General features: G+C 74.5%; 19 protein-coding genes and 5 pseudogenes. 11 read left to right on the forward strand and 13 right to left on the reverse strand.

Translation table 11 applies throughout. From position 1 onward, the window contains the following. Positions 1-73: 73 nt before the first annotated feature. Positions 74-379, reverse strand: a pseudogene (locus QA634_RS17465) (LLM class flavin-dependent oxidoreductase); the annotation flags it as partial. Between the two features lie 253 nt (positions 380-632). Between QA634_RS17465 and QA634_RS17470 the strand changes: the two are divergent. From QA634_RS17470 to QA634_RS17495, 6 genes and pseudogenes are all read left to right on the forward strand, one after another. Continuing rightward, a complete protein-coding gene (locus tag QA634_RS17470; RefSeq protein ID WP_012333234.1) occupies positions 633-1,664 on the forward strand; it encodes an ABC transporter substrate-binding protein in 1,032 nt (343 codons plus the stop codon). Positions 1,665-1,677: 13 nt separating this feature from the next. Beyond that, positions 1,678-2,530 (forward strand): annotated as a pseudogene (locus tag QA634_RS17475) (ABC transporter ATP-binding protein); the annotation flags it as partial. Between the two features lie 33 nt (positions 2,531-2,563). After that, the gene (locus QA634_RS17480; protein WP_445928390.1) at positions 2,564-3,412 is read left to right on the forward strand and encodes an ABC transporter permease; all 849 of its coding nucleotides are present in this window, start codon (positions 2,564-2,566) and stop codon (positions 3,410-3,412) included. A gap of 40 nt (positions 3,413-3,452) precedes the next feature. Next, on the forward strand, positions 3,453-4,796 hold the full coding sequence (locus QA634_RS17485; protein WP_012333236.1) for an LLM class flavin-dependent oxidoreductase: 1,344 nt from the start codon (positions 3,453-3,455) through the stop codon (positions 4,794-4,796). An 83-nt stretch (positions 4,797-4,879) separates the two neighbouring features. Next, complete coding sequence (gene metB / locus QA634_RS17490; protein ID WP_012333237.1) at positions 4,880-6,046, forward strand: cystathionine gamma-synthase; 1,167 nt, start codon at positions 4,880-4,882, stop codon at positions 6,044-6,046. A gap of 49 nt (positions 6,047-6,095) precedes the next feature. Beyond that, positions 6,096-6,329, forward strand: a complete 234-nt coding sequence (locus QA634_RS17495) for a hypothetical protein (RefSeq protein ID WP_018260259.1) — start codon at positions 6,096-6,098, stop codon at positions 6,327-6,329. A gap of 96 nt (positions 6,330-6,425) precedes the next feature. Here the strand turns inward: QA634_RS17495 and QA634_RS17500 are convergent, their stop codons facing one another. The 7 genes from QA634_RS17500 to QA634_RS17530 form a co-directional block, all read right to left on the reverse strand. Continuing rightward, positions 6,426-6,728: a hypothetical protein gene (locus tag QA634_RS17500; RefSeq protein WP_012333239.1), complete on the reverse strand. Its 303-nt coding sequence runs from the start codon at positions 6,726-6,728 to the stop codon at positions 6,426-6,428. A gap of 119 nt (positions 6,729-6,847) precedes the next feature. Further along, the gene (locus tag QA634_RS17505; RefSeq protein WP_012333240.1) at positions 6,848-7,606 is read right to left on the reverse strand and encodes an ABC transporter ATP-binding protein; all 759 of its coding nucleotides are present in this window, start codon (positions 7,604-7,606) and stop codon (positions 6,848-6,850) included. Further along, positions 7,594-8,349 (reverse strand): ABC transporter permease, encoded by a 756-nt coding sequence (locus QA634_RS17510; protein WP_012333241.1) that lies wholly within the window; start codon positions 8,347-8,349, stop codon positions 7,594-7,596. Before QA634_RS17510 ends, QA634_RS17505 begins: the two co-directional genes overlap by 13 nt. After that, positions 8,346-9,383: an ABC transporter substrate-binding protein gene (locus tag QA634_RS17515; protein ID WP_012333242.1), complete on the reverse strand. Its 1,038-nt coding sequence runs from the start codon at positions 9,381-9,383 to the stop codon at positions 8,346-8,348. Before QA634_RS17515 ends, QA634_RS17510 begins: the two co-directional genes overlap by 4 nt. Positions 9,384-9,596: 213 nt before the next feature. Continuing rightward, on the reverse strand, positions 9,597-10,007 hold the full coding sequence (locus QA634_RS17520; protein ID WP_012333243.1) for a carboxymuconolactone decarboxylase family protein: 411 nt from the start codon (positions 10,005-10,007) through the stop codon (positions 9,597-9,599). Positions 10,008-10,087: 80 nt separating this feature from the next. Then, the gene (locus QA634_RS17525) at positions 10,088-11,059 is read right to left on the reverse strand and encodes a D-2-hydroxyacid dehydrogenase (protein WP_012333244.1); all 972 of its coding nucleotides are present in this window, start codon (positions 11,057-11,059) and stop codon (positions 10,088-10,090) included. A 22-nt stretch (positions 11,060-11,081) separates the two neighbouring features. Further along, complete coding sequence (locus QA634_RS17530; RefSeq protein ID WP_012333245.1) at positions 11,082-11,660, reverse strand: LOG family protein; 579 nt, start codon at positions 11,658-11,660, stop codon at positions 11,082-11,084. Positions 11,661-11,840: 180 nt separating this feature from the next. On the opposite strand from QA634_RS17530, the gene QA634_RS17535 reads away from it, so the two are divergent. Further along, on the forward strand, positions 11,841-12,320 hold the full coding sequence (locus QA634_RS17535) for a RidA family protein (RefSeq protein ID WP_012333246.1): 480 nt from the start codon (positions 11,841-11,843) through the stop codon (positions 12,318-12,320). Positions 12,321-12,430: 110 nt separating this feature from the next. Here QA634_RS17535 and QA634_RS17540 read toward each other — a convergent pair. Next, positions 12,431-13,432 (reverse strand): annotated as a pseudogene (locus QA634_RS17540) (4-hydroxyproline epimerase). A gap of 25 nt (positions 13,433-13,457) precedes the next feature. Further along, a complete protein-coding gene (locus QA634_RS17545; protein WP_265576368.1) occupies positions 13,458-14,699 on the reverse strand; it encodes an NAD(P)/FAD-dependent oxidoreductase in 1,242 nt (413 codons plus the stop codon). A 359-nt stretch (positions 14,700-15,058) separates the two neighbouring features. Between QA634_RS17545 and QA634_RS17550 the strand changes: the two genes are divergently transcribed. Continuing rightward, positions 15,059-16,192: an iron-containing alcohol dehydrogenase gene (locus QA634_RS17550; protein WP_012333249.1), complete on the forward strand. Its 1,134-nt coding sequence runs from the start codon at positions 15,059-15,061 to the stop codon at positions 16,190-16,192. Positions 16,193-16,255: 63 nt separating this feature from the next. Here QA634_RS17550 and QA634_RS17555 read toward each other — a convergent pair whose 3' ends face one another. The 3 genes and pseudogenes from QA634_RS17555 to QA634_RS17565 form a co-directional block, all read right to left on the reverse strand. Continuing rightward, positions 16,256-16,585, reverse strand: coding sequence for an Hpt domain-containing protein (locus tag QA634_RS17555; RefSeq protein ID WP_283027517.1), 330 nt, complete (start codon positions 16,583-16,585; stop codon positions 16,256-16,258). 65 nt (positions 16,586-16,650) lie between these two features. Then, a pseudogene (locus QA634_RS17560) lies at positions 16,651-20,445 on the reverse strand (PAS-domain containing protein); the annotation flags it as partial. Between the two features lie 211 nt (positions 20,446-20,656). Then, positions 20,657-21,178, reverse strand: a complete 522-nt coding sequence (locus tag QA634_RS17565) for a hypothetical protein (RefSeq protein WP_012333251.1) — start codon at positions 21,176-21,178, stop codon at positions 20,657-20,659. A gap of 160 nt (positions 21,179-21,338) precedes the next feature. Here QA634_RS17565 and QA634_RS17570 point away from each other — a divergent pair, with 160 nt between their 5' ends. From QA634_RS17570 to QA634_RS17580, 3 genes and pseudogenes are all read left to right on the forward strand, one after another. Next, the gene (locus tag QA634_RS17570) at positions 21,339-22,130 is read left to right on the forward strand and encodes an aldolase (RefSeq protein ID WP_012333252.1); all 792 of its coding nucleotides are present in this window, start codon (positions 21,339-21,341) and stop codon (positions 22,128-22,130) included. Positions 22,131-22,620: 490 nt separating this feature from the next. Beyond that, positions 22,621-23,280, forward strand: a pseudogene (locus QA634_RS35885) (replication initiator protein A); the annotation flags it as partial. 782 nt (positions 23,281-24,062) lie between these two features. Beyond that, positions 24,063-25,757 carry an efflux RND transporter periplasmic adaptor subunit gene (locus tag QA634_RS17580; protein WP_012333254.1) on the forward strand — a complete coding sequence of 565 codons (1,695 nt, stop codon included), beginning with the start codon at positions 24,063-24,065 and terminating at the stop codon, positions 25,755-25,757.

Here is a 25,757-nt window from a genome sequence, read left to right on the forward strand (position 1 = left end):
GTCCGGGCGCGTCGCCGACGCGGCCCCGACCTGAACCCGTTCGCCGCCCGGGACAAGCCCGCGGGGCCCGCCCTCAGGCGCTGCGGCGCCGGGCGAGGGCGTAGCCGCTCTCGGGCCGCGGCAGCCCGTAATGGTCGCGCAGGGTCGCCCCCGCGTACTCCTCGCGGAAGAGGCCGCGCCGGCGCAGGATCGGCACCACCTCGGCGGCGAAGACCTCGAAGCCGCCGGTGAGCCAGGGCGGCATGATGTTGAACCCGTCCGCCGCGCCGGATTCGGACCAGGTCTGGATCGCGTCCGCGACGCGCTCGGACGTGCCGGCGCGCACCCAGTGCCCGCGCGCCCCGGCGAGGCGCCGGATCAGCATGGCGGGGGCCTCGCGGCAGGGTCAAGGGAAGCGTTTTTTAAAACGCACGCGTGCCAGGAAGGAAAACCACCACGCATCGATCATCCGGGCGATGAGATGATGACGTCGTCGGCATGCGGCCGGAAAATTCTCTCCAAATTGCCGGAGAGAGAGCATTCATCTCACCGATCGTGTTCTTTAAAAAGAACGTTCTCGTTGACCTTGAGGGACCGGGGAGCCAGAGTCCGCGTCACCGAGCGGCCGCCGGGCGCTCTCCGGAGACGTGACGATGATCAGACGCACCCTGCTCTCGCGGCGGCGGGCGGCCGCCCTGCTCGGCGGCGCCCTCCTGGCCGGTGCGGCCGCGCCCGGCCCCGCCGCCGCGGCCGAGGGCCGGCTGCGCATCGCCAAGCAGTTCGGCGTCGTCTACCTGCTCCTCGACGTGGCCCTGGAGCAGCGGCTGATCGAGAAGCACGGCCGGGCCGCCGGGCTCGACATCGCGGTCGAGCCGGTGCAGCTCTCGGGCGGCGCGGCGGTCAACGACGCGCTGCTGTCCGGCAGCATCGACATCGCCGGGGCCGGGGTCGGCCCGCTCTTCACCCTGTGGGACCGCACCCGGGGCCGGCAGAACGTCAAGGGCGTCGCCTCGCTCGGCAACTTCCCCTACCTGCTCGTCAGCAACCGGCCGCAGGTGCGGTCGATCGCCGACCTGACCGAGGCGGACCGGATCGCGCTGCCCGCGGTCGGCGTGTCGGTGCAGGCGCGGATCCTGCAATGGGCCGCCGCCAAGCAATGGGGCGAGGCGGATTTCGCCCGGCTCGACCGGATCAGCGTCGCGGTCCCGCATCCCGAGGCGGCGGCGGCGATCATCAAGGGCGGCACCGAGATCAGCGCCCATTTCGGCAACCCGCCCTTCCAGGAGCAGGAACTGGCCGAGGCCCCGGACGCCCGGGTGATCCTCAATTCCTACGAGGTCCAGGGCGGCCCCGCCTCCTCGACGGTGCTGTACGCGACGGAGACGTTCTACCGCGACAGCCCCAGGACCTACCGGGCCTTCCTCGACGCCCTCGACGAGGCGGCGACCTTCGTGGCCGCCAACCCGGACCAGGCCGCCGAGATCTACCTGAAGGCCAACGGCAGCCGGATCAGCCGCGATCTCCTGCTCAAGGTGATCAGGAACCCGGACGTGACCTTCAAGATCGCGCCGCAGAACACGCTCGGCCTCGGCCGGTTCATGCACCGCGTGGGCGCGATCCGCAACGAGCCGAAGGCGCTCGCGGATTACTTCTTCGCCGATCCGCGCGTGGCCGCGGGCAGCTGAGCGGGGGACGCGCATGACGCTCGTGGCCGACCGCACCGCCCCGCCGGAAGCCGCGCTCCCGGAGCCCCAAAGCGGCGAGGCGCCCGCCGCCCTGCCGGCGCCGCTCCTGCGGATCGCGGGCGTCTCCCTGGAATACCGCACGCCCGAGCGGGTGGTCCGGGCGACGCACCGCATCGACCTCGACATCCACCGGGCCGACCGCTTCGTGCTCCTCGGCCCCTCGGGCTGCGGCAAGTCCACCCTGCTCAAGGCCGTGGCGGGCTTCCAGACGCCGGTCGAGGGCGAGATCGTCCTCGACGGGCGGCCGGTGCGCGGCCCGGGGCCGGACCGGATCGTGGTGTTCCAGGAGTTCGACCAGCTGCCGCCCTGGAAAACGGTGCTGCAGAACGTCGCCTTCCCGCTGCGGGCCTCCCGCACCCTCGGCCGGCGCGAGGCGGAGGCGCGGGCGCGCCACGTCATCGACAAGGTCGGCCTGTCGCGCTTCGCCGGCAGCTACCCCCACCAGCTCTCGGGCGGGATGAAGCAGCGCGTCGCCATCGCCCGGGCGCTCGCCATGGAGCCGAAGGTGCTGCTGATGGACGAGCCCTTCGCGGCCCTCGACGCGCTGACCCGCCGCCGCATGCAGGAGGAGCTGCTGGCGCTCTGGGACGAGGTCCGCTTCACCCTCCTGTTCGTCACCCACTCGATCGAGGAGGCGCTGGTGGTCGGCAACCGCGTGGCCGTGCTGTCGCCGCATCCGGGCCGGGTGCGGGGCGAGTTCAACAGCCACGCCTTCGACCTCGCGAGCGTCGGCAGCGCCGCCTTCCAGGCCCGCCGTGCAGCGCCTGCACCAGCGGCTGTTCGACTCATCGCCCGCCGCAGGAGCACCCGCCCCCGATGAACGCGCCGCTCCTCCCCCGATCCGCCCGGAATACGAGCGGGCGCTGCCGCCCTTCGTCGAGGCGCCGGTGTCGCGGGACCTGCCGCTCGCCGCCCGGATCGGGCAGACCGGCGCCCTGCGCCGGGGCCTGATCCTGCTCGCCCTCGCCCTCGCCTGGGAGGGCCTCGCCCGCTGGCAGGACAACGACCTGCTGCTGCCGGGCTGCCTCGCCACCCTCTCGGCCCTCGCCGAGGGGCTGGCGAGCGGCGAACTCGTCGCGCGCGCGCGGATCTCGCTCGGCGTGCTCGCCCAGGGCTACGCGGCGGGGGTCGGGCTCGCCTTCCTGCTGACGACGCTCGCGGTCTCGACGCGGGCGGGCCGCGACCTGCTCACGACGCTCACCGCGATGTTCAACCCGCTGCCTGCCATCGCGCTGCTGCCGCTGGCCCTGCTCTGGTTCGGCCTGGGCAACGGCAGCCTGATCTTCGTCCTGATCCACGCGGTGCTGTGGCCGCTCGCGCTCAACACCTTCGCGGGCTTCCAGGGCGTGCCCGAGACCCTGCGGCTCGCGGGCCGCAATTACGGGCTCACCGGCCTCGCCTACGTCTGGCAGATCCTGATCCCCGCCGCCCTGCCGGCGATCCTGTCCGGGTTGAAGATCGGCTGGGCCTTCGCGTGGCGCACCCTGATCGCGGCGGAACTCGTCTTCGGCGCGGCGTCCGGGCGGGGCGGCCTCGGCTGGTACATCTTCCAGAACCGCAACGAGCTGTATACGGATCGGGTCTTCGCGGGCCTGCTCCTGGTCATCGCGATCGGCCTCGCGGTCGAGACGATCGTGTTCGCGACGGTCGAGCGCGCGACCACGCGGCGCTGGGGTATGGTCCGGTAGGGACTGGGTGACCGGAGCACCGCACCGAAGGGAACGTCCGATGGGACAGGGCACGTTGCGCCTCGGCGCCTTCTTCTACGCCACCGGCCACCACGTGGCGGGCTGGCGCCACCCGTCGAGCGAGGCCGACGGAGGCCTCGTGCTCGAGCGCTACGTCGGCTGGGCGAAGGCCGCCGAGGCGGCCCTGTTCGACCTCCTCTTCTTGGAGGACGGGACCGGCATCCGGGACGCCAACCTGCGGTCGAGCGAGCGCACGGCGCGCTCGACGCATTTCGAGCCGCTGACCCTGCTCTCGGCGCTCGCCGCCGTCACCAGCCGGATCGGCCTCGTCGGCACGACCTCCACGACCTTCAACGAGCCCTACAACGTCGCCCGCCGCTTCGCCTCCCTCGACCACCTGAGCGGCGGGCGCGCCGGCTGGAACCTCGTCACCTCCGCCACCGACCTGGAGGCGGCCAATTTCGGCAACGACAAGATCGCCCGCCACGCGGACCGCTACGAGCGGGCGGAGGAATTCGTCGACGTCGTGCTCGGCCTGTGGAACACCTGGGACGACGACGCCGTCCTGATCGACCGGGCGAGCGGCCAGTTCTCGAAGCCGGACGGGTTCCGCCCCCTCAACCACAGGGGCAAGCACTTCGAGGTGCGCGGGCCCCTCAACATCTCGCGCACGCCCCAGGGGCAGCCGGTGATCGTGCAGGCCGGCTCGTCGGGACCGGGCAAGGACCTCGCGGCGCGCACCGCCGAGGTGGTCTTCACCGCCAACCAGACCCTCGCGGAGGCGGTCGCGTTCTACGGCGACCTCAAGGGGCGCATGGGCCGCTTCGGCCGGGCCCCGGACGACCTCAAGATCATGCCGGGCCTGTTCCCGGTGGTCGGGCGCAGCGAGGCCGAGGCGCGGGCGAAGTTCGAGGAGCTGCAGGCGCTGATCGACCCGGCGGTCGGCCTCGCGCTGCTGGAGCGGATGGTGGGCGGCTACGACCTGTCCGGCCACGATCCCGACGGGCCGGTGCCGGAACTGCCCGAGGCCAACGGCGGCAAGTCGCGCCAGCAGCTGATGTTCGATCTCGCCCGGCGCGAGGGGCTGACGCTGCGCCAGCTGTATCTGCGCATCGCGGGCGCGCGCGGCCACTCGCAGATCGTCGGGACCCCGGCCCAGATCGTCGACGAGATGGAGGAGCGGTTCCGGGCCGGCGGCGCGGACGGCTTCAACATCATGCCGGCGACCCTGCCGGGCGGGCTCACCGACTTCATCGACCTCGTCCTGCCGGAGCTGCGCCGGCGCGGGCTGGTCCGGGAGGCCTACGAGGGGCGGACGCTGCGCGCCCATCTCGGCTCGCGCCCGCCCTCCGGGTTCGGGCCGCGGGCCGCCCCCGGGGCGTGACCGCCCGGGACGTTCCATTGAAAGACCGGAACGTTCGGTATAGAGAACACGCCGGCAATGGGGCGCGCAGCAGGAGGATCGCGGTGGCGGCACAGCGCAGGGCGGCAGAGACGATCGCGGCGGCGAACGGGATCGGAGCCGACGCGGCTTTCGGCGCCGTCGCCCCGCCCCTCTACCTCTCGACCACCTACACCTTCGCGGAGTTCGAGACGCCGCGCGGCTACGATTACGCGCGCCTCGGCAATCCGACCCGCGACCAGCTCGCCGACACCATCGCCAAGCTCGAGGGCGGCGCCCGCGCCGTCGTGACGGCGAGCGGCATGGCGGCCCTCGACCTCGCGCTGTCGCCGCTGTCGCCCGGGGACCTCCTGGTCGCCCCGCACGATTGCTACGGCGGCACCCACCGGCTGCTCTCCCTGCGCGCCGCCAAGGGGCATTACCGCGTCGCCTTCGTGGACCAGACCGACGCGGCGGCCCTGTCCGCCGCCCTGGCGGAGCGGCCCCGCATCCTGCTCACCGAGACCCCCAGCAACCCGCTGATGCGGATCGTGGATCTCGGCCGCACGGCCGCCCTCGCGCGGGAGGCGGGCGCCCTCTTCGTGGTCGACAACACCTTCCTGTCCCCCGCCCTGCAGCAGCCGATCGCGCACGGGGCCGACCTCGTGGTCCATTCCACCACGAAGTTCATCAACGGCCACTCGGACGTGATCGGCGGCGCCGTCGTGGCGGCGCAGGCCGCCCTCGGCGAGGAGCTCGCCAACTGGGCCAACACGATCGGCGTGACCGGCTCGCCCTTCGACGCCTACCTGACCCTGCGCGGCCTGCGCACGCTGTTCGCGCGGCTGGAGCGCCAGCAGCAGAGCGCGGCCGTCGTCGCGTCCTTCCTGGCGGCGCATCCGGCGGTGGCCCGGGTCCATTATCCGGGCCTGCCCGACCACCCGGGCCACGCGGTCGCGCGCGCGCAGCAGCGCGGGTTCGGCGCCATGCTGAGCTTCGAGCTCGCCGGCGGGCGCGAGGCCGTCCGCACCCTCGTCGGGGCCCTGCGGGTGTTCACGCTGGCGGAATCGCTCGGCGGGATCGAGAGCCTGATCGCCCATCCGGTGAGCATGACGCACGCCGCCATGGCTCCCGAGGCGCGCCGGGCGGCGGGCGTCGGCGACGGGCTGCTGCGGCTCTCGGTCGGGCTCGAGGCCGAAAGCGACCTCCTCGCCGACCTCGCCGTGGCCCTCGATGCCGCCGCCCGCGGCTGACCGGGCGCCTCGCGCCCGGCTCGCCATCCCGCCCGAGGCGTGGCATACCATGCGCCAACTCGAGGTGGCGATGATCTACACCCTTCACTGGACCGCGCCGTCCGGCGCGACGACCGAACGGCACGACCTGGGCACCCGGGCGGCCGAGAGGGCCATGACGTTCGTGAGCATGGGGGCGTCGAACGTGCACGTGGTCACCGGGGACGGGCGCGTCTTCCGGGCGCCGTCCGAGATGTCCGACCTGGTGGAGTACGCGCGGGCGCACGATTCCGGGCGCGGCTGAGGGCCGGACGCGCGAACGCCCGGCCGGGCGCGTCGTCGCGGTCGGACCCGGGCGACCTGCCGCGCCCGGGCCGCCCGGGGCCTCCTTGATCGAGGCTTACTTGCCGCCGCCGCCCGCGCCACCGCCGCCGCCGCCGCTCCCCTGGGGGATCGGGCGCGACGGGTGACCCGCATTGCTGCCGGCCGCCGCGTCGGTGCTGATCTGCGAGGCTCCGGTCCCGCCCGGAGCGGCGAACACGTCGGGTTCGTTGCCGGTCGTCCCGGGGGCCCGGCCGACCGTTCCGGTGGTGGCCGGACCGGGCGCGGCCGGCGCGACGGTGGCGTTCGGGGCCTGGGCGGAGGCGCTGCCGGCCGCCGACAGGGCCAGCGCGGCGAGGAGAGCCGTGGAGAGCAAACGCATCGTTCGTCCTTCTTGGGTGTCCGATCGAGATTGCTCTCCCAACGCGGCAGGCCGCGGGCCGGTTCATCGCCGCGGGGCCCGGTGCGGCCGAGCTGGGCGGCCGGGGCCGGCGCCCGGCCTCAGGCCGGCGCCCGCTCCCGGCCGGCGAGGTCGCGGCGGATGCGCTGCGCCGTCTCCTGCAGGGCGCTCGCGGCGCGGTCGCGCGGACGCGGCGCCGCGACGACGTGGGTGGCCGCGATCCGTCCGGGCGCCCCGGCCAGGACCACGACCCGGTCGGCGAGGTAGACCGCCTCCTCGATGTCGTGGGTCACGAACAGCACGGTCTGGCCCGAGCCGCCGCAGAGCCGGGCGAGTTCGTCCTGCAGGGCCTCGCGGGTGAGCGCGTCGAGGGCCGAGAACGGCTCGTCCATCAAGAGCACGTGCGGCTCGACCGCCAGCGCCCGGGCGAGGGCCACCCGCTGGCGCTGCCCGCCGGAGAGTTGGAACGGCCAGCGCCGGGCGAGGTCGGACAGGCCGACCCGGGCGAGGGCCCGCGCCGCCCGCCGCCGCCGCTCGGCGCGGGGGATCCGCAGCTTCTCCAGCCCGAACCCGACATTGTCGAGGATCCGCCGCCAGGGCAGCAGGCGGGCATCCTGGAACACCAGGGCGACCGCCCGGCGGCCCGGGGCGGGCGGGCTCACCGTCACGATGCCGGCGCTCGGGCGCACGAGGTCGGCGACGACGCGCAGCAGCGTCGACTTGCCGACCCCGGAGGCCCCGACGATGGCCAGGAACTCGCCGGGCGCGACGTCGAGGTCGAGCCCGGCCAGCACCTCGGTGCGGCTCGCCTCGCGCACGAAGCTCAGGGCGATGCCCCGCAGGCTGATCAGGCCTGCCATCGCAGCACCCGGCGCTGGAGGGCCGTGAAGCCGGCGTCGAACACGCCGTAGAGGAGCGCCATGGTGAGCATGTAGACGACCACGATGTCGGTCGCGAGCAGCGTCGAGGCCTGCATCATGCGCTGGCCGAGCCCGGGCACGCCGAAGATCTCGGCCGCCACCACCGCCATCCAGGCCTGGCCGATCGCCGTGCGCACCCCGACGAGGACGCCCGGGGTCGCGGCCGGCCAGACCACCTTGAGGAGGCGCTCGGGGGCGGAGCGGAAGCCGAAGGCCTGCGCCACCTCCACGAGGTCGCGGTCGACGCCCCGGATCGCCCCGTGGCTCGCGAAGTAGACGATCCAGAACACCCCGACCGCGATGATGAACAGGGCGGCGGCCGGGCTGACCCAGAACCAGATGATCGCGAAGGGCACCCAGGCGAGGCCGGGCACCGGGCGCAGCACCCGCACCACCCAGGCGCTCAGCGCCTCCGCGGTCGGGAACAGCCCCGTCAGGGTGCCGGCCGCGATGCCGAGGCCGACCCCGATCGCGAGCCCGGCCACGTAGTGGCCGACGCTGTCGCCGATGGCCGCGAGCCAGAGGCCGGAGCGCCATTCGCGCAGGAAGGCTTCGGGGAGGGCCGAGGGCGGCGGCAGGAAGGCCGGGTTGACGAGGCCGGCCCGCGGCACCGCCTCCCAGAGGGCGAAGAAGGCGGCGAGGCCGGCGAGCGGCCGCAGCGCCGCGGCGCGGCGCGGCCTCACCGGGAGGCCGCGGCGCGCGCGTAGAGGCGCGGCTCGAACAGGCCGTTGAGGGGGACCTCGCGGTCGAGGGCGCCGAGCTTGACCTGGTAGCGCTGCATGGCGGCGGTGGCCTCCACGATCGCGCCCGGATCGGCGGTGAAGCGCGTCGCCGGCGAGGCGAGGGCCCGGCGGATCGTGGCGAGGTCGACGAGTCCCTTGCCGAGGGCGGCCTCGACCACCGGCGCGACGCGGCCGGGCTCGCGGCCGATCAGGTCGACGGCGCGGACGATCCCGGTCACCACCGCCTGCGCGGCCTCGGGCTCCCGGTCGAGGAGCGCCCGGGTCAGGGCCACCACGGTGCCGGGCTGGCCGGGGAACATCGCGCCGCCCAGGGCGACGAGGCGGATGCCCGAATCGCGGCCGGTGACGATCGACACGGCCGGCTCGCGCAGGGTCCCGCCCTCGACGGCGCCGACCAGGATGGCCTGCTGGGTGGCGTCGATGCCCATCGACACGAGGGTGACGTCCTTGGGATCGGCCTTGGCCACCTCCCACAGCCAGTGCTGCAGGGTGGTGTTGGGCACCGAGCCGAGCGGCTGGGTGGCGAGCCGGGCCGGCGCGCCGGCGGCGGCGCGGTAGCGCCGGAACGCCTCCGCGGGCGCGAGGCCGGGCTCGAAGTGGCGGGCGAGCCGCGATCCCGCGACGAAGACGTTCTCCTCGACCGCGGTCGCGGTCACGACCTTGACGTCGATGCCGCGCGCGCGGGCCACCCCGAGGGGCGCCACGCCGGCCACGTAGACGTCGAGCGTGCCCGAGGCCAGGGCCTGGATCATGTTCGGCCCGGATTCGAAGGTGGTGATCGCGAGCGTGAGACCGGCCTCCTTGAGCCAGCCCTCCTTCTCGGCGACGAAGATCGGCGCGGCGGCGAGGATCGGGATGATGCCGACCCGCAGGGGCGCCGCCCGGCCCTGCGCCCGCGCGCGCCCCGCCGCGGCGAGCGCCGCGCCGCCGACGAGCGGGGCGGCGCCGAGGAAGGTGCGTCGGGTGAAGGTCATGGCGGGCCCGGGACAGCAAAGGACGCCGCCGGCTTAGAACATCCTTGCGCCGCGGCGCAACAACGCGCCGGAAAGAGGATGATCTTTCTCCAGCCAGGGGAATATCGGAGTTTTATCTTCCCTTAGCAATGGATCCCGGGGAATGTTCTGCGGCACCGTCCCGGCGGCGCCGGATCCCGCGCCGGCGCCCGCCCGCGCGGGTCCGGCGCGATCTCACGCCGGCCCGGCGGCGTCCTCCTCCGGCAGGGCGCCCTCGGCCTTCAGGACCTCGTGGGCGGCCTTGAAGGCGTCGAGCCCGGCCGGGATGCCGCAATAGACGGTGGCGTGGAGCAGGATCTCGCGGATCTCCTCCGCGCTGACGCCGTTCGTCAGGGCGCCCTTCACGTGCAGCCGCAGCTCCGCGGGCCGGCCGAGGGCGGTCAGCATGGCGAGGTTGAGCATGCTGCGGGTGCGCCGGTCGAGCCCCTCGCGCGTCCAGGCATAGCCCCAGCACCACTCGGTGGTGATGCGCTGGAAGGCCATCATGAAGGCGTCGGCCCGGGCGAGGCTGCCGTCGACGTACTCCGCCCCGAGCACGGCGCGCCGCACCTCCAGGCCCTTCTCGAAAATCTCACTCTCCGCCATCTGCACCTCGCGCGGCCGGTGGGGCGCCAGCCTCGGGTGCGGCGCCCGCCCCTGTCAACCGGGCGGGACCGCGCCGCCCCTCAGACGACGCCGTTGCGCAGCGCGGTCTCCCCGCGCCCGAGGCGGGCGAGGTTGTCGAGGAGGAGGTCGACCACCCTCGTCTCGTGGTGGCGGGTCTCCCCGGCGCTGTGGGGCGTGACGATCACCTGCGGCAGCGCCCAGAACGGCGAGTCGGGCGGCAGGGGCTCGTCGTGGAAGCAGTCGAGGCCCGCCCCCGCGAGCCGCCCCTCCCGCAGCGCCCGCAGCAGGGCGGCCTCGTCCACCACCCGCCCGCGCGCCACGTTGACGAGGAGCGCGCCCGGCTTCAGGGCGGCGAGGGCCGCCTTCCCGATCAGGCCCTCGGTCTCGCGGGTCAGCGGGCAGGTCAGCGCGACGATGTCGGCCCGCGGCAGCACCGCGAGGAGGTCGCCGGGCGGCACCACCGCGTCGGCCTCCGGGCAGGGGACGGCCTGCCGCCGCACGCCGACCACCCGGAAGCCGAAGGCGCGGGCGAGCCCGGCGAGCCGCCGCCCGATCCCGCCGAGCCCCACGATCACCAGGGTCCTGCCGGCGGATTCCTCCTCGCGCGCCGCCCGGTCGGCGATCATCGGGCGCCAGTGCCGGGCCGCCTGGTGGTCGCGGGCGCGGTGGAGCTGGCGCTGCAGGCTCAGGATCAGCGCCATGGCGTGCTCGGCCACCGCGCCGGCATTCGCCCCCTGCGCGCTCGCGAGCCGGATCCCCGCCGCGGCGAGGCGGTCGCGGTCGAACTGGTCGGTGCCGGCGCTGACCGACTGGATCAGGCGGAGGCGCGGCGCGGCCGCGATCATGTCGTCGTGCCAGAGGCCGGACACGACCAGCACGTCCGCCTCAGCGAGGCGCGCCCGCAGGGCGGCGCGGCTCTCCACCGCGAAGGCGCGGGCCGGGTGGCCGCGCGCGGCGAATTCCTCGTGCAGGCGGTAGGCCGGATGCGCGAAGCCGATGGTGAGCGCCTCGGGGGGCGGCAGCGGGGCCATGGGATTCCGGCTCCGGGGTCGATCAGCGCTCGGACCCCGAGACCCACTTGATCACGCGCGGGGGCTCGTAGGCGCGGATGCGGGCGAGCAGGTCCTCCGGGGCGTCGCCCGCGAGCAGCATCGCCCGGTGCGGCGCCCGCACGAAGCCCTGCCCGGTGACGTGGTCGAGGAAGGCGAGCAGCCCGTCGTAGAAGCCGCCGACATTGAGGAGCGCGACGGGCTTGGGATGGTAGCCGAGCTGCGCCCAGGTCCAGATCTCGAACAATTCCTCGAAGGTGCCGAGGCCGCCGGGCAGGGCCACGAACCCGTCCGCCAGATCGGCCATCATGGCCTTGCGCTCGTGCATCGAGCCGACGACGTGCAGGGTGGTGAGGCCCGGATGCCCGATCTCCTTCTCGACGAGGGCGCGCGGCATCACGCCGATCGCCTCGCCGCCCTCCTCCAGGATCGCGTCCGCCACCGCCCCCATCAGCCCGACCTTGCCGCCGCCGTAGACGAGGCCGACGCCGCTGCGGGCGAGGTGCCGCCCGAGCGCCGCGGCGCCCTCGCGATAGAGGGGGAGCGCGCCGTCGCTCGAACCGCAGAACACGCAGAGCCGCATGGGAATCCCTCGCCGAGGCCGCGAACGGCGCCGCGCGATGCCTGCCCAAGCCCGGCGCCGCCGTCAATCGGCGCGACGGAATGGTCTGCGGCGAGGTCCTTGCCATCCCGGTCCGGCTCGCCTTCTCTGGCGGCGGCGCCCGACGGCGCCGCCTCCCGTGACCCGCCAGCGGACGCCGCCATGCCGACCCAAGAAGAGCCGACCCCCGAAGACGCGCTCGCCGCCCTCGGCCTCTCCCTGCCGGAGGTGCCGGTGCCGGTGGCGAACTACGTGCCCTACCGCCTCGTCGGCGAGTGTCTGTACCTGTCCGGCCAGGGGCCGAAGCGGCCCGACGGCACCTACCGCACGGGCCGGCTCGGCCGCGACACCACCATCGAGGAGGGCTACGCCGATGCCCGCCTGGCCGGGCTGCAGCTGCTCGCCGTCGCCAAGGCGGCCCTCGGGGACCTGTCGCGGGTCACGGCCGTGGTGAAGCTCCTCGGCATGGTCAATGCCGAGCCCGACTTCGCCGACCACCCGAAGGTGATCAACGGCTGCTCGGACCTGTTCGTCGCGGTGCTCGGCGAGGCCGGCCGCCACGCCCGCTCGGCCGTGGGCATGGGCTCGCTGCCGAACGGCATGACGGTCGAGGTCGAGGCGATCCTGCAGGTCTCCCGCTGAGCCGGGCGGGCGCCGCGCAGCCTCCCTCATCCGACATGCGGATGTCGGCTTCGCTCAGGCGCCGCGCAGGCTCGTGACACGGGATCCGCTTCGATCAGGCGGATCCCGGATCAGGCGAGCTGGAAGCCGTGGGCCAGGGGATCGCGGTCGTCGACGAAGATCGTGTTGTGGCCGATGATGCGCGCCTAGCCGGCGACGCTCGGCAGGATGGCCGGGCGGCCGCCGACCTCCGCCGCCGCCTCGACGCGGCAGTCGAACATCGTGCCGATGATGCTCTCGTGCACGAAACTCTGGCCGACCGACAGGCGCCCCTTGGCGGCGAGTTGCGCCATGCGCGCCGAGGAGCCGGTGCCGCAGGGGGAGCGGTCGAGGGCCTTGTCGCCGTAGAACACGGCGTTGCGCGCGTCGGCGCGCGGGTTCCGGGGCGCGTCGCACCACATCACGTGGCTGGCGCCCCGGATGCGGCCGTCCTCGGGATGGACCGGAGCGAGCGCCGCCTGGGCGGCCTGCCGCACCAGCGGACTCAGCCGCACGAGGTCGCTCGGCGTCACCGCGTCGAGGCCCGGCCAGGTCGCCTGCGGCTCGACGATGACGTAGTAATTGCCGCCATACGCGAGATCGACCCGCAGGGGGCCGAGCCCCGGCACCGCGATCTCGGCATCGGCGGCGTGCAGGTAGCTCGCGACGTTGAACAGGCGCACCTCCTCCACGAAGGCGCCCTCCCGCCGGTACGTGATGGCGACGCGCCCGGCCGGGGCCTCGATGGCGAGGCGGCCCTCCTCCCGCGGCACCACCAGCCCCTCCTCCAGCGCCACCGTCACGGTGCCGATGGTGCCGTGGCCGCACATCGGCAGGCAGCCGCTCACCTCGATGAACAGCACGCCGAGGTCGCAATCCGGCCGGGTCGGCGGATACAGGATCGCGCCCGACATCACGTCGTGGCCGCGCGGCTCGAACATCAGGGCGCGGCGGACCCAATCGTGCTCGGCGAGGAAGATCTGGCGCTTCTCGGCCATCGGCACGTGCGGGAGGAGCGGTCCTCCCCCGGTGACGACCCGGACCGGGTTGCCGCAGGTATGGGCATCGACGCAGAAGAAGGTGTGGCGCGCCATCGGGGCCGTCCTCGTCCGGCTCAGGTCATCGGAAGCGCTCGACCGCGTAGGGCCGCAGATCGATCGGTGCCGGCCGCTCGCAGAGCAGGTCGGCGACGAGGCGCCCGGTGGTGGCCGCCTGCGTCAGGCCGAGATGGCCGTGCCCGAACGCGTACACGATTCGCCGGTCCCGCGCCGAGGGGCCGATCACCGGCAGCGAATCCGGGGTGGCCGGGCGGTGACCCGCCCACGCGGTACCGCCCCCCTCGGGCAGTCCCGGCAGGTAGAGGCGGGCGAGCGTCGCCAGCGCCCGCGCGCGCCGGAAATCGGGCGGGGCGCCGAGGCCGCCGAACTCGGCCGCGCCGCCGACGCGCAGGCCGCAGGCGAGCGGGGTCGCCACGAACTTGCGCTCGGCGAAGACGATCTCGCGGCCGAGCGCGAGGCCGGGATCCGGGAAGGTGGTGTTGTAGCCCCGCTCGCTCTCGAGGAGCACCGGGTCGCCCAGGCGGCGCGCCAGCAGCCCGGACCACGCGCCCGCCGCCACCACCACCCGGTCGGGCACGATGCGCCGCCCGTCCGTCAGGCCGACCCGGAGCGCCCGCGCGTCCTGCACGCCGAGTTCGGCCACCTCGCCGGCGATCATCGCCGCGCCCTCGCGCAGCAGGGCGGCGCGCAGGCCCTCGACGATCCCCCTCGGGTCGCCGACATGGGCGGATTGGGGCGCGAACACCGCCCGCACCACGCGCGGGCCGAGGGCGGGCTCCAGCGCCCGGGCCTCGTCGCCGCCCATCGCCTCGAAGGCGATGCCGTGGTGGCGGCGCAGGTCCCATTCGGGCCGGTCGCGCGCGAAGCCGGCCTCGCTCTCGTAGACCGTGAGGGAGCCGGTGCGGCGCAATTCGCCCGCGAGGCCGGACGCGGCGAGCATGGGCAGCAGGTCGTCGTAGGTGCGCGCGTTCAGGGCCGCGAGGGCCGCGGCGATCCGCGCGACCTCCCGCGGGCGCCCGGCCCGGACGAAGCGGATCAGCCAGGGGATCAGGCGCGGGGCGTGGGCGGGGCGCAGGGCCAGGGGGCCGAGCGGGTCGAGGAGCCAGCCGGGGACCCGCCAGGCGACGCCGGGCCCCGAGGCCGGGACGATCTCGGTCACCGCGATCACGCCCGCATTCCCGTGCGAGGCCCGGTCCCCCTCGGGGTCGCGGTCGATCAGCGTCACGGCGAACCCCTCCCGGCGGAGGTGGTGGGCCGCCGCGAGGCCGATGATCCCGGCCCCGATCACAACCACGTGCGTCACGTCCCGCACACCTTCCTGCCGGCGGCTCGGGCCGGGCCGGTCCTCCGGCGGGCCCTCGCCCGGCGGGCCGCCGGGAGACCGGCCCGCTCACGGCATCGTCGCCTCGCGGCCGGGCAACCTTGCACGGGCACGCGGGAGCGACAAGGCGCCCGGGGAGCCCGGCGCCGCGGGCCGGAGCGCCGCCCGCGCGGGGCCGATCCCGCCAACGGCGGCCAAGGGCCGCGCCGCCGTCGGTCCCGGCCCGGCCCGCACGGGCCGCGCAAGCCGACGCTCGCGCCCGGGCCGGCGACGGCGCCGCCGCGGGATGCTAACCCGGTCGGGAGCCGGCGCCGGACGCCGGCCGGGAGGAGCATCGCCGCATGGGCCTGATCACCTATCTCACCCGCATCCAGTTCGAGCGCGGCGCGATCCGCCTGATCGACGAGGAGCTGGCGCTCCTCGGGGCGAGGCGGCCGCTCGTGGTGACCGATCGCGGGCTCGTCGCGACGGGGCTGATCGAGCGCCTCGCCGCGGCGAGCAGGGCGCTCGCCGACGCGCCGGTCTTCGACGGCACGCCCGAGAACCCGACCGAGGCGGCGGTGCTGGCCGCCCGCGACCTGCTGCGCGCCCGCGATTGCGACAGCGTCGTGGCGGTGGGCGGCGGCTCGCCCCTCGACCTCGCCAAGGGCGTCGCGCTCCTCGCCACCCACGCGGAGCCGCTCGGCCAGTACGCGGCGGTGCTCGGCGGCATCCCCCGGATCCGGGCCGACCAGCCCCCGGTCGTGGCGGTGCCGACGACGGCCGGGACCGGCAGCGAGGTCGGCCGCGCCGCCCTCCTCACCCTGGCGGACGGCCGCAAGCTCGGCTTCATCTCCCCCTTCCTGATCCCGAACCTCGCGATCTGCGACCCCGACCTCACCCTCGGCCTGCCCCCGCGCCTCACCGCGGCGACCGGCATGGACGCGCTGACGCACTGCATCGAGACCTTCCTGAGCCCGCGCCACAACCCGCCCGCCGAGGCGATCGCCCTCGACGGGCTGCGGCGGGCGATGCGCGCCCTGCCCCGGGCCGTGCGGGACGGCAGCGACGTCGAGGCCCGCGAGGACATGATGATGGCCGCCCTCGAGGGCGGCATGACCTTCCAGAAGGGGCTCGGCGCGGTCCATTCCATGTCGCACGCCCTCGGCGGCCGGCAGGCCCGGCCCCTCCACCACGGCACCCTGAACGCCGTGCTCCTGCCGCACGTCCTGCGCTTCAACGCCCCCGCCTGCGGCGAGAAATTCGCGGCCCTGCGGGAGGCCATGGGTCTCCCGCCGCAGGCCGACCTCGCCGCCGCGATCGCGGCGCTCAACGCCGAACTCGGCCTGCCCGCCAGCCTCGCGGCGATGGGCGTGACCGCGCAGGAATGCGAGGCGGTGCTGCCCTGGGCGGTGGCGGACCACTCGACGGCGACGAACGGCCGCCCGCTCGGCGCGGAGGAGTTCCGGCGCCTGTTCGCGGAGGCCCTCGGCTGAGGCCCGGCCGAGGCGGGCTCAGGCGGCCTAGGCTCAGGCGACCTAAGCTCAGGCGACTTAAGCTCAGGCGACCTGGGCCCGCTCGATCTCCGCCAGGGTGGCGTCGCGCGCCTGCATCAGCCGCGCCAGGACGTCGTCGAGGTCCCGGCGCGCGTCGCAGGCGCGCTCGACCTCGCGGCAGACCTCGGCGAGCGCCGGGAAGCCGAGCAGGCCCGCGAGCGAGACGATCTCGTGCGCCTCCCGGGCCAGCCGGTCATGGGCGAGGTCCGGCGAGAACCGCGAGCGCAGGTCCGCCGCCAGCCGCGCCCGCAGGGCCCGCAGCGCGTCGGGACCGAGCCGCCCGGCCTCGCCGGCGGAGACCGGCTCCGGGAGGCGCCCCCCGCCCCGGTCCAGCGCTGCACCACGGCGAGAAGGTCCTTCTGCCGGAACGGCTTGCCGATGTGATCGTCCATCCCGGCGGCCCGGAACTCCGCGATCTGCGAGGGCAGCACGTTCGCCGTCATGGCGATGATCGGCAGCCGGCCCGCCGCCCCGCTCAGCGTGCGGATCCGCCGCGTCGCGGTCAGGCCGTCGACCACCGGCATCTGCACGTCCATCAGCACGATGTCGAAGCCGCCGGCCGCCGTGGCCTCGACCGCGGCCTCGCCGTGGGGCACCGCCACCACCGCGTGCCCGGCCGCCTCCAGCACGCGGCTGGCGATGTCGCGGTTGATGTCGCTGTCGTCCGCCAGGAGGATGCGGGCGGGCCGGGCCAGCTTCGGGTCGCGCTCCGGGGCGAGCGGCAGGGGCGGCGCGGCGCGCAGGAGCCGCAGCGTGAACCAGAAGGTCGACCCGCGGCCCGGCACGCTCTCGACGCCGATCCGCCCGCCCATCGCCTCGACGAGCGCCTTCGAGATCGCGAGGCCGAGGCCCGTCCCCCCAAATTCGCGCCGGATCGAGCCGTCCGCCTGGCTGAAGCGCTGGAAGAGGCGCCCGAGCTTGTCCTCCTCGATCCCGACCCCGGTGTCGCGCACCGCGAAGCGCACCGTCAGCGCCTCCGCGGCGATCCGGTCCGGCGCGACCGAGAGCGTCACCGAGCCGGCGTGGCAGAATTTCTGGGCATTGGCCGCGAGGTTGAGGAGCACCTGGCGGACGCGGCCCTGGTCCCCGACCAGCCAGTCCGGCACGGCCGGGTCGATCTCGGCGGCGAGCGTCAGGCCCTTGCGCTCGGCCGGCTCGCGCACGATCGCCACCACCTCGCCGATCAGGGCGCGCAGCGCGAAGGGCCGCGGATCGAGGGCGACCCGGCCCGCCTCGATGGCCGAGAAGTCGAGGACGTCGTTCACCACCGCGAGCAGCGCCCGCCCGGCCGTGCGGATGTGCTCGACCTGCCGCTGCTGCTCGGCCGCGAGGAGCCCGCACTCGGTGAGCAGGTCCGCGTAGCCCAGGATGCCGTGCAGGGGCGTGCGGATCTCGTGGCTCATCATGGCGAGGAACTCGGACTTGGCGGTGCTGGCCGCCTCCGCCTCCTCGCGCGCCTGCTCGGCGAGCCGCGTCGCCTGTTTCAGGGCCCGCTCGGCCCGCATGCGCGGGGTGACGTCGAAGTCGAGGCCGACGATCCGGACCGGGGCGCCGCTGCCGTTGCGCATGATCCGCCCGTGGCCCTCGATCCAGCACTCGACCGCGCCGCCGCCGCCGCGCGCGGCGGGCCGGAAGGTCACCGCGTAGTTCTGCCGGGTCGCGACCGCCTCGTGCACGGCCTCCCAGACCCTCCCGGCATCCTCGGGATGGAGGAGCCGGGTCCATTCCTGCGAGGTGAGCGTGACGACCGCGTCGGCCGCGTCCACCTCCAGCCCGTAGCGGCGGGCGCTGACGCGCGACAGCAGCACGAGGCCCGCCTGCATGTCCCATTCCCAGACGCCGGCGCCGGCCGCCGTCTGGGCGAGCTGCAGCAGGTCCTTGGACTGGCGGACCTGCTCCTGGGCCGTGATGATGTCGTCGATGTCGAGGGCGGTGCCGAGCCACTCGGTGATGACGCCCTGGGTCAGGAGCGGCACCATCACCAGCCGGTGCCAGCGGTAGACGCCGTCGTGGCGGCGCAGGCGGCCCTCGACCGTGAGGGGCTCGCTCGCCCGCTCGGCCCGCGCCCAGGCCTCGGCCATGCGGGCGCTGTCGGCCGGGTGGTTGTGGGCGAGCCGGTCGGCGACGGCGTTCGAGATCGGTCCGTAATAGCGGTCGAACTGGGCGTTGCGGTAGAGGGCCTCGCGGGTGTCGGGCCGCACCGTCCAGACGAGCTGCGGCAGGGCCTCGGCGAGGGCGCGGTAGCGCGCCTCGCTGAGGCCGATGGCGCGCTCGCGCTGCCGGTGGGCGGTGACGTCCGAGAAGGTGCGGATGGCGCCGCCCGAGGCGAGGCGCACGGTGCGCACCTCGATCACCGTCCCGTTCGGGCGGGAGCGCTCGTAGACCTTCGGGGCGCCGAGCAGGTCCCCCTTGAGCTTGAGCCAGGGGTCGTGATCCTCGGTGGCCCCGCTGAACTCGCCGGTGCGCTGCTGGTAGGCGACCAGGGCCGCGAAGCTCGGCTTCTCGGTGGCGAAGGCCGCCGGGAGGTCGAGGAGCGCCAGGGCGCGCTCGTTGCACAGCTGGACGATGCCGTCCTGGTCGATCACCAGCACGCCCTGGTCCATATGCGCCAGGGTGGCGTCGAGGAGGGCGGTCTTCTCGTGCAGGGCGGCCTCGGCGCTGCGCCGGGCGGTCACGTCCGTGCAGGTGCAGACCACGCCGCCCTCGGGGAGCCAGGTGCTGCGGATCTCCAGCACCCTGCCGTCCGGGAGGGTGCGCTCCGCGAGGGGCGCCGGGCCGGCATGCGCCCCGCCCGGCTCCGCCTCGCTCCAGGCGGCCCGCAGGAGGTCCGGCACGCGGGCGTGCGGCGCGCCCACCAGCGCGTCGGAGGCGAGGCCGAGGAGTTCCGCCGCGCGCCGGTTGGCCACCGCGACGGTGCCGCGGCCGTCGATCATGACGAGGCCCTGGTCCATGGCGTCGAGGGTGGTGCTGAGCAGAACCTGCTGGGCGGCCACCTCCCGGGTGCGGCGCTCCACCATCTGTTCGAGGTCGCGGTTGATGGCGCGCAGGGCATCCGCCTGGTCGCGCAGGCGCGCGGAGGCGACGGCGAGGGCCGCGCCGACCTCGTCGACCTCGCTGAAGGAGGAGCGCGGGACGGGGATCGCCTCCCCGGACCCGAGGGCCCGCGCCGCCTCCGCCAAGCGATGCTGGGCCGCCACGATGCGCCGGCCCACCATGGCCGAGGCGACGAGGGCGACGAACATCAGCGCCGCGATGATCGGGACCAGCACGGAGAGCGAATCGGTGAGCGGCTCCTGGAGGGCCGAGCGCTCGATGCCGATGCTGACGAGCCAGCCCGCCACGCCGGAGCGCTGGTAGGTGGCGAAGACCGGAACCCCGAGCAGGTTGCGCCCCGACCACGTGCCCCGCTGGCCCTTCACGGCGGCGAAGCCCGGGAGCGGCCTGCCGGTGGCGTTGGCGCTGTCGACCGACCGCCCGATGATGGTGCCGGTGCGGTCCGTGATCGAGCCGGAATACGGGGCGGCGACGCCCGCATCGGCGAGGAGCTGGCCGAACAGCGCGGCGCTGTAGCTCGCGCTCAGCAGGTAGGCGATCCGCCCGCCGCGGGTCACCGGGACGCCGACGCGGATCATGGGCTCGCCGGAGACCGCCCCGACGAACAGGTCCGAGACGGTGGGCTTGCCCGATTCGAGCACGTTCCGGTCGATGTCGCGCAGCAGGTTCGGCAGCGCCGTGCCGTAGGGCAGGCGCGTGTTGATCAGCTGCTGGCCGTCGCGGCCGCGCAGGATGATGTTGACGCCCTGCAGGGTCACGAGTTCGCGCGCCTGCGCATCGAAGCGCGCGAGGTCGCCGGTGTCGAGGGCGGGCGAGGTCGCCAGCGCCTGCAGCATCGCGATCTGCCCGGACAGGAAGCGGTCGACCTGCGCGACCGCGTAGGCGTTGATCGCGACCGTGGCGCTCTCCAGGCGCTGCTGCTCGGCCGCGACCCAGCGCCATGCCAGCAGGCCCGAGATCGCGACGCTCGGGATCAGCAGCACGAGCGTCAGGGCCACGATGGAGTAAGACAAGGGCCGTGGCCGCCGCCCCGCCACGCGGTCTCCGGACAATGACGCGACTGTCGTGCTCACCCTCTCGGCCCCCGTCTGATCTTGGTTAGCACAGGGACGAGCCGATCCGGCAGCCGGAGGCGGCATAGGTCTTTCGGCGTAAGAGTGGGGGACGGGGCGGCCGAGCTGGAGGATCGCGCCGCAACCGGTGCGCCGGGCGGCGCGTCATCCGACATCCGGTTGATGGCTTCGCCATCTCCGATTTCGGCCATGCGGATGTCGGCTTCGCTCAGGCGCCGCGCTCAGGCGCCGCGCGGGCTCGTGATCCGGGATCCGCGTCGATCAAGCGGATCCCGGATCAGTCGCGGCGCAGGATGTCCTCGGCGCGCTTGAGCTGGACGAAGCGCGATTGCGGCGCCTCGACCCTGTAGCCGAGGGATTGCGCCGTGCCGCGCAGGTCCCGCACCGCCGCCTTGCCGGCCTCGGTCCCGTGGCAGATCGAGAAGTAGAGGGCGACGAAATTCGCGTTCCGCCGCACCGTCTCGCGGGAATCCGCGCCCGCGAAGGGCGCGATCATCAGCGCGACGGTGCGGCCGTCCTGCTCGGAGAGGATGGCGGGCCGGGTCGGCGAGCAGAAGACGTAGCCGTTCTCCTCCGGCCCCTCGCTGCGGCCCTGGGCGCTCGCGTGGAAGGTCTTGACCCGCGTCCGGTTGAGCACGCCCTCGGCGCTGCGCGTCACCGGCTCGGCCTTGACGACGCTGAATTCGTCGCAGCCATCCTTCTGGCACAGGCCTCGGACCAGGTCGGGGCGGGCGTAATCCTGCTGCGCGAGGGCGGGGACGGCGAGGAAGGCGAGGAGCGCGACGGTGCGGATCAGCATCTGACCTCTCGGATCATGACCGGAACCGCGCCGATAGCGCCCGAACCGCGGCCGGATGATGACGCCCCGGCGCCTGTACGCGGTGCCCCCGATCGGCCATGACGGCGGGGCCGCGCGGCGCACCAGCAGCGCGCGGCGCGCGCCAGCAGGGGAGGACGCCATGGCCCACGCCTTCACGCATTCCGGAACGGCCCGCGGCGGGACGAACGGGCCGGATCTCGACGCCGAAGCGGTGCGGGAGGCGCGCCGGGACCTCGCCGCCTGCTTCCGGATGGCGGCCCGCTACGGCTTCGAGGAGGGGATCTGCAACCATTTCTCGGCGCTGGTGCCCGGCCACGACGACCTCTTCCTGGTCAATCCCTACGGCTACGCCTTCCGCGAGCTGACGGCCTCGCACCTCCTCGTCTGCGACTTCGACGGGAACGTGATCGCCGGGGACGGCCGGCCGGAAGCCACCGCCTTCTACATCCACGCCCGCCTGCACCGGGCGCTGCCGCGGGCGCGGGCCGCCTTCCACACCCACATGCCCTACGCGACGGCGCTCAGCATGACGGAGGGCGAGCCGCTCCTCTTCGCCGGCCAGACCGCCCTCAAGTTCTACGGCCGCGTCGCGGTCGACCGGGACTATAACGGGCTCGCCCTCGACGCCCGCGAGGGCGACCGCATCGCCGCCTCGGTGGGCGGCGCCGACATCCTGTTCATGAGGCATCACGGCGTCATGGTGCTCGGGCCCAGCATCGCGGAGGCCTTCGACGACCTCTATTACCTGGAGCGCGCCTGCGAGGTGCAGTGCCTCGCCCTCGCCACCGGGCGGCCCGTGCGCCCGGTCGATCCGGCGGTCGCCGCGGCGGCGGCGCGCCAGATGCGCGAGGGCGACCCGGAATCGGCGCGCCTGCACCTCGCGAGCCTGCGCCGCCAGCTCGACGCGGAGGAGCCGTCCTACCGCGCCTGACCCCGAAGGCGCAGTTTTCTGTGGATCGTGCAGTGCCTGGTAAGGCCGGGCGGAGTAGGCTCCCGGCATGGCCAGGGTCCGCCTTCACCTGAAGAGCCGCGAGGATTTCGCGGCGCTCTCGCTCCACGAGAAGAACGCCTACCTGCAGGACGTGGCCGAGCGCGTCATGAAGGTGCGCGGCGAGGAGCACGTGCCGCTGTCCAAGGACGCGCTGTCGCGCCTGCGGCGCTTCTACATGCGCCGCTCCTTCGCGGACCTGAAGCGGGAGGAGATCGAGGACGAGGGCATGCGCCACGCCCTCGACCGGATGGCCGAGGCGATCCGCGCCGACGAGGTGCAGAAGGTCATCGAGCACGAGCTGCCGAGCCCCCGCAAGACCGCCGGCCCGGAGGCGCGGCGGATCACCCGGCCGCCCCCCGACACCGACGCCCAGCTGATGTTCTGGGTGCCGGCGGTGTTCGACGCCCCCATCAAGGACGACATGAACCTGATGGACGTCGCGCCCTTCGCCCTGTCGAAGACCGCGGGCGAGGGCATCATCCGCTACGAGCTCAAGGACGCCATCATCACGATCGAGGGCGGCGCCGAGGTCGGGCTCGCCACCGCCTACGATTACGACATCGTCATCAACATGATCTCGCACCTCGCCGAGGCGGTGCGGGTCTACCGGATCGAGGAGGCGAAGGGCCGCCGCCCGAGCCTGCCGGGCCGGGTCTACCGCCCGGCCGCCGCCGAGATCCTGAAATTCTGCCGCCGCGACCTCGGCGGCAAGCAGTACATCGACCTCGAACGCGCGCTCGACCGGCTTCAGGCCACCCGCGTCAAGATCACCAACCTGCATGGCGGCAAGCGCCGCGAGACCCAGTCCTTCCCGCTCATCGGCCGCTACAAGGTGGTGAGCCGCACCGTCCAGGACCGGATCGACCAGATCGAGATCGAGATCCCGAACTGGGTCTACGAGGGCATCGTCAAGCCGGACGGCAAGCCGACGATCCTCACCCTCAACGCCGACTACTTCCTGATCAACCGGCCGATCGCGAAGTTCATCTACCGGCTGGCGCGCAAGGCGGCGGGCGAGACCGAGGCCCGCTACTCCCTGCCCGAGCTGCACAAGCGCTCCGGCTCGAAGCTGCCGCCGCACAAGTTCCGCCAAGCCGTCGAGGACATCGTCCAGGACGCGCAGCTGAGCCCGCTGCCCGATTACGACCTGATCCTGGAGAAGAGCGAGCGCTCGACGGTGCTGCGGATGCGCCGCCGCGCCGCCCGCCGCGAGGGCGCCGAGTCCTCCGGCCGCGAGTCCCCCGCCCGCGAGTCCCCGCCCGCGAGGCCGCCCCCGCCCGCGACTGATCCCGCGGCCCTGCCGGATGCGCCCGGGCGGGCATCCCCGGGCGGGGAGCGCGGAGGAGCCGCGGGCGCCGCGTCGCGCCGGGCCGTCTTGTCCCAGCGTCATCCGGCGTGCTACGATTTCGGCATGCTCCGGGTGCGGTCCTTCCTGCAGGTCTTGGTGGCGATCGCGCTGATCGCGGCCGGCCTCGCGTCGTCGGCCGCCCATGCCCGGTCCGCGCATGGCCACGAGGGCGCGCGCATGGCCGCGTCCGCCGCGCCGGCGGCGATCCGGGATGCCGCGATCCGCCTCGGCGGCGACCATCACGGCGAGACCGGCAGCACCGATGCCGGCACGGCCCACCCGGTCTGCTGCTGCGGCAGCACCTGCTGCGCCGCCCTGGCCAGCCCGGCCGGGGTTCCGGTCCGGGCCGCCCGCGCGGCCCGCCCGCTGAGGCCGCCTGGCGAGCGGCCCCGTCCCGACGCCCTGTCGGAAGCCCTGCCCCGTCCCCCCGATCCCTCGCGTGACCGGCGCGCCCGCGGGCGCGTGACGCCACGCCGTCGTGCCGGCGGCTGGCCCGAGTTCCACGACGAAGGACCGATCCTCCCATGCGTACCCTGTTTGCCGCGGCCCTCGGCCTCGCGGCCCTCGCCCTGTGCGCCGGCGGCGCCCCGGCCCACGAGGGCCACGATCACGGCAGCGAGCCCCCGGCGGCGGCCACCCAGGCGCCGCGCGGCCATTCCAGCTCCGAGCGGTTCGAGCTCGTCGCGGTCGCCCGGCAGGGCGTCCTCGCGGTCTATCTCGACCGCGCGGCCACGAACGAGCCGGTGACGAACGCCGTCATCCAGGCCGAGACCCCGGCCGGACCGGCCACCGCCGCCCCGCAGCCGGACGGCAGTTTCCGGCTCGACGCCGCCTGGAGCGAGGCGCCGGGCGAGTACGAGGTCGTGTTCACCGTCGAGGCCGACGGGGCCTCCGAGGTGTTCCCGGTGGCGCTGGACGTTCACCCGCCGGCCGCCCCCGAGCCGGGCAAGGCGGCGAGCCGGGCGGCCGCCTGGGCCGCGGCCCTCGACGTGGCGCACGACCTGCGCCAGCACCTCGTCCAGCGCGACCCGGTCGCGCTGCTCATCGGCGGCGGGGGCTTCGTGCTCGGCGGCCTCACCGTCCTGCTGATCCGCGGGCGCCGGCCGGCGATCCCGGCCATCCTGGTGCTGGCGGGCGCCGCCGCCCTGCTCTCCCCCGGCGCCGCGCGCGCGCACGAGGGCCACGGCGACGAGAGCGCCGCCCTCGCGGCGCCGGGCGGGCGCGACCTCGCCCGGCGCCAGGCGGATGGCAGCGTGTTCGTGCCCAAGCCGACCCAGCGGATCCTGTCGATCCGCACCGCGATCACCGCCACGGCGCGCCTGCCGCGCACCGTCGAACTGCCCGGCCGGGTCATCCCGGACCCGAATGCCAGCGGGGTGGTCCAGTCGGCGGTCGGCGGGCGCCTCGCGCCGCCCCCCGGCGGCTTCCCGCGGCTGGGCACGCCGGTGCGCAAGGACGACGTCCTCGCCACCGTGACGCCGCCGCTGCAGCAGATCGACGTCTCCGACATGCGCCAGCGCCAGGGCGAACTCGACCAGCAGATCGCGATCGTCCAGCGCCGCGTCGAGCGCTACCAGCGGCTCACCGTCAGCGGCGCCGTCGCCCAGGTGCAGCTGGAGGAAGCCCTGGACGAGCTGCGCGGCCTGAAGGACCGCCGGGCGGCGCTCGACCGGGTGCGCCAGCAGCCCGAGGCGCTGGTCGCGCCGGTCGACGGCGTGGTCGCGGAGGCGAATGCCGTGGCCGGCCAGATGGCGAGCCCGGGCGCCCAGGTCTTCCTGATCGTCGATCCGCTGCGCCTGTGGGTCGAGGCGCTGAGCTTCGACGCGCTCTCCCCGGCCCAGACCGCCTCCGCGCGCCTCGCCGACGGCCGCACCCTGGCCCTCGCCTATCGGGGCGCGGGCCTCGCGGATCGCAACCAGGCCGTGCCCGTCCAGTTCGCCGTGGCGGAGGGCAACGGCGACCTGCGCACCGGGCAGTTCGTGACCGTGCTCGCCAGCATCTCGACCCCGCAGGAGGGCTTGGCCCTGCCGCGGGCCAGCGTGGTGCGCGGCGCCAACGGCCAGAGCCTCGTCTACGAGCACACCAAGCCCGAACTCTTCGAGCCGCGCGAGGTGCGCGTCGAGCCCCTGGACGCCGAGCGCGTGCTGGTTCTCTCGGGCCTCGCGGCCGGACGGCGGGTGGTGACGCAGGGCGCCGAACTGCTCAACCAGGTTCGCTGA

It is taken from the genome of Methylobacterium sp. CB376 (genome assembly GCF_029714205.1).
Classification (GTDB): Bacteria; Pseudomonadota; Alphaproteobacteria; order Rhizobiales; family Beijerinckiaceae; genus Methylobacterium.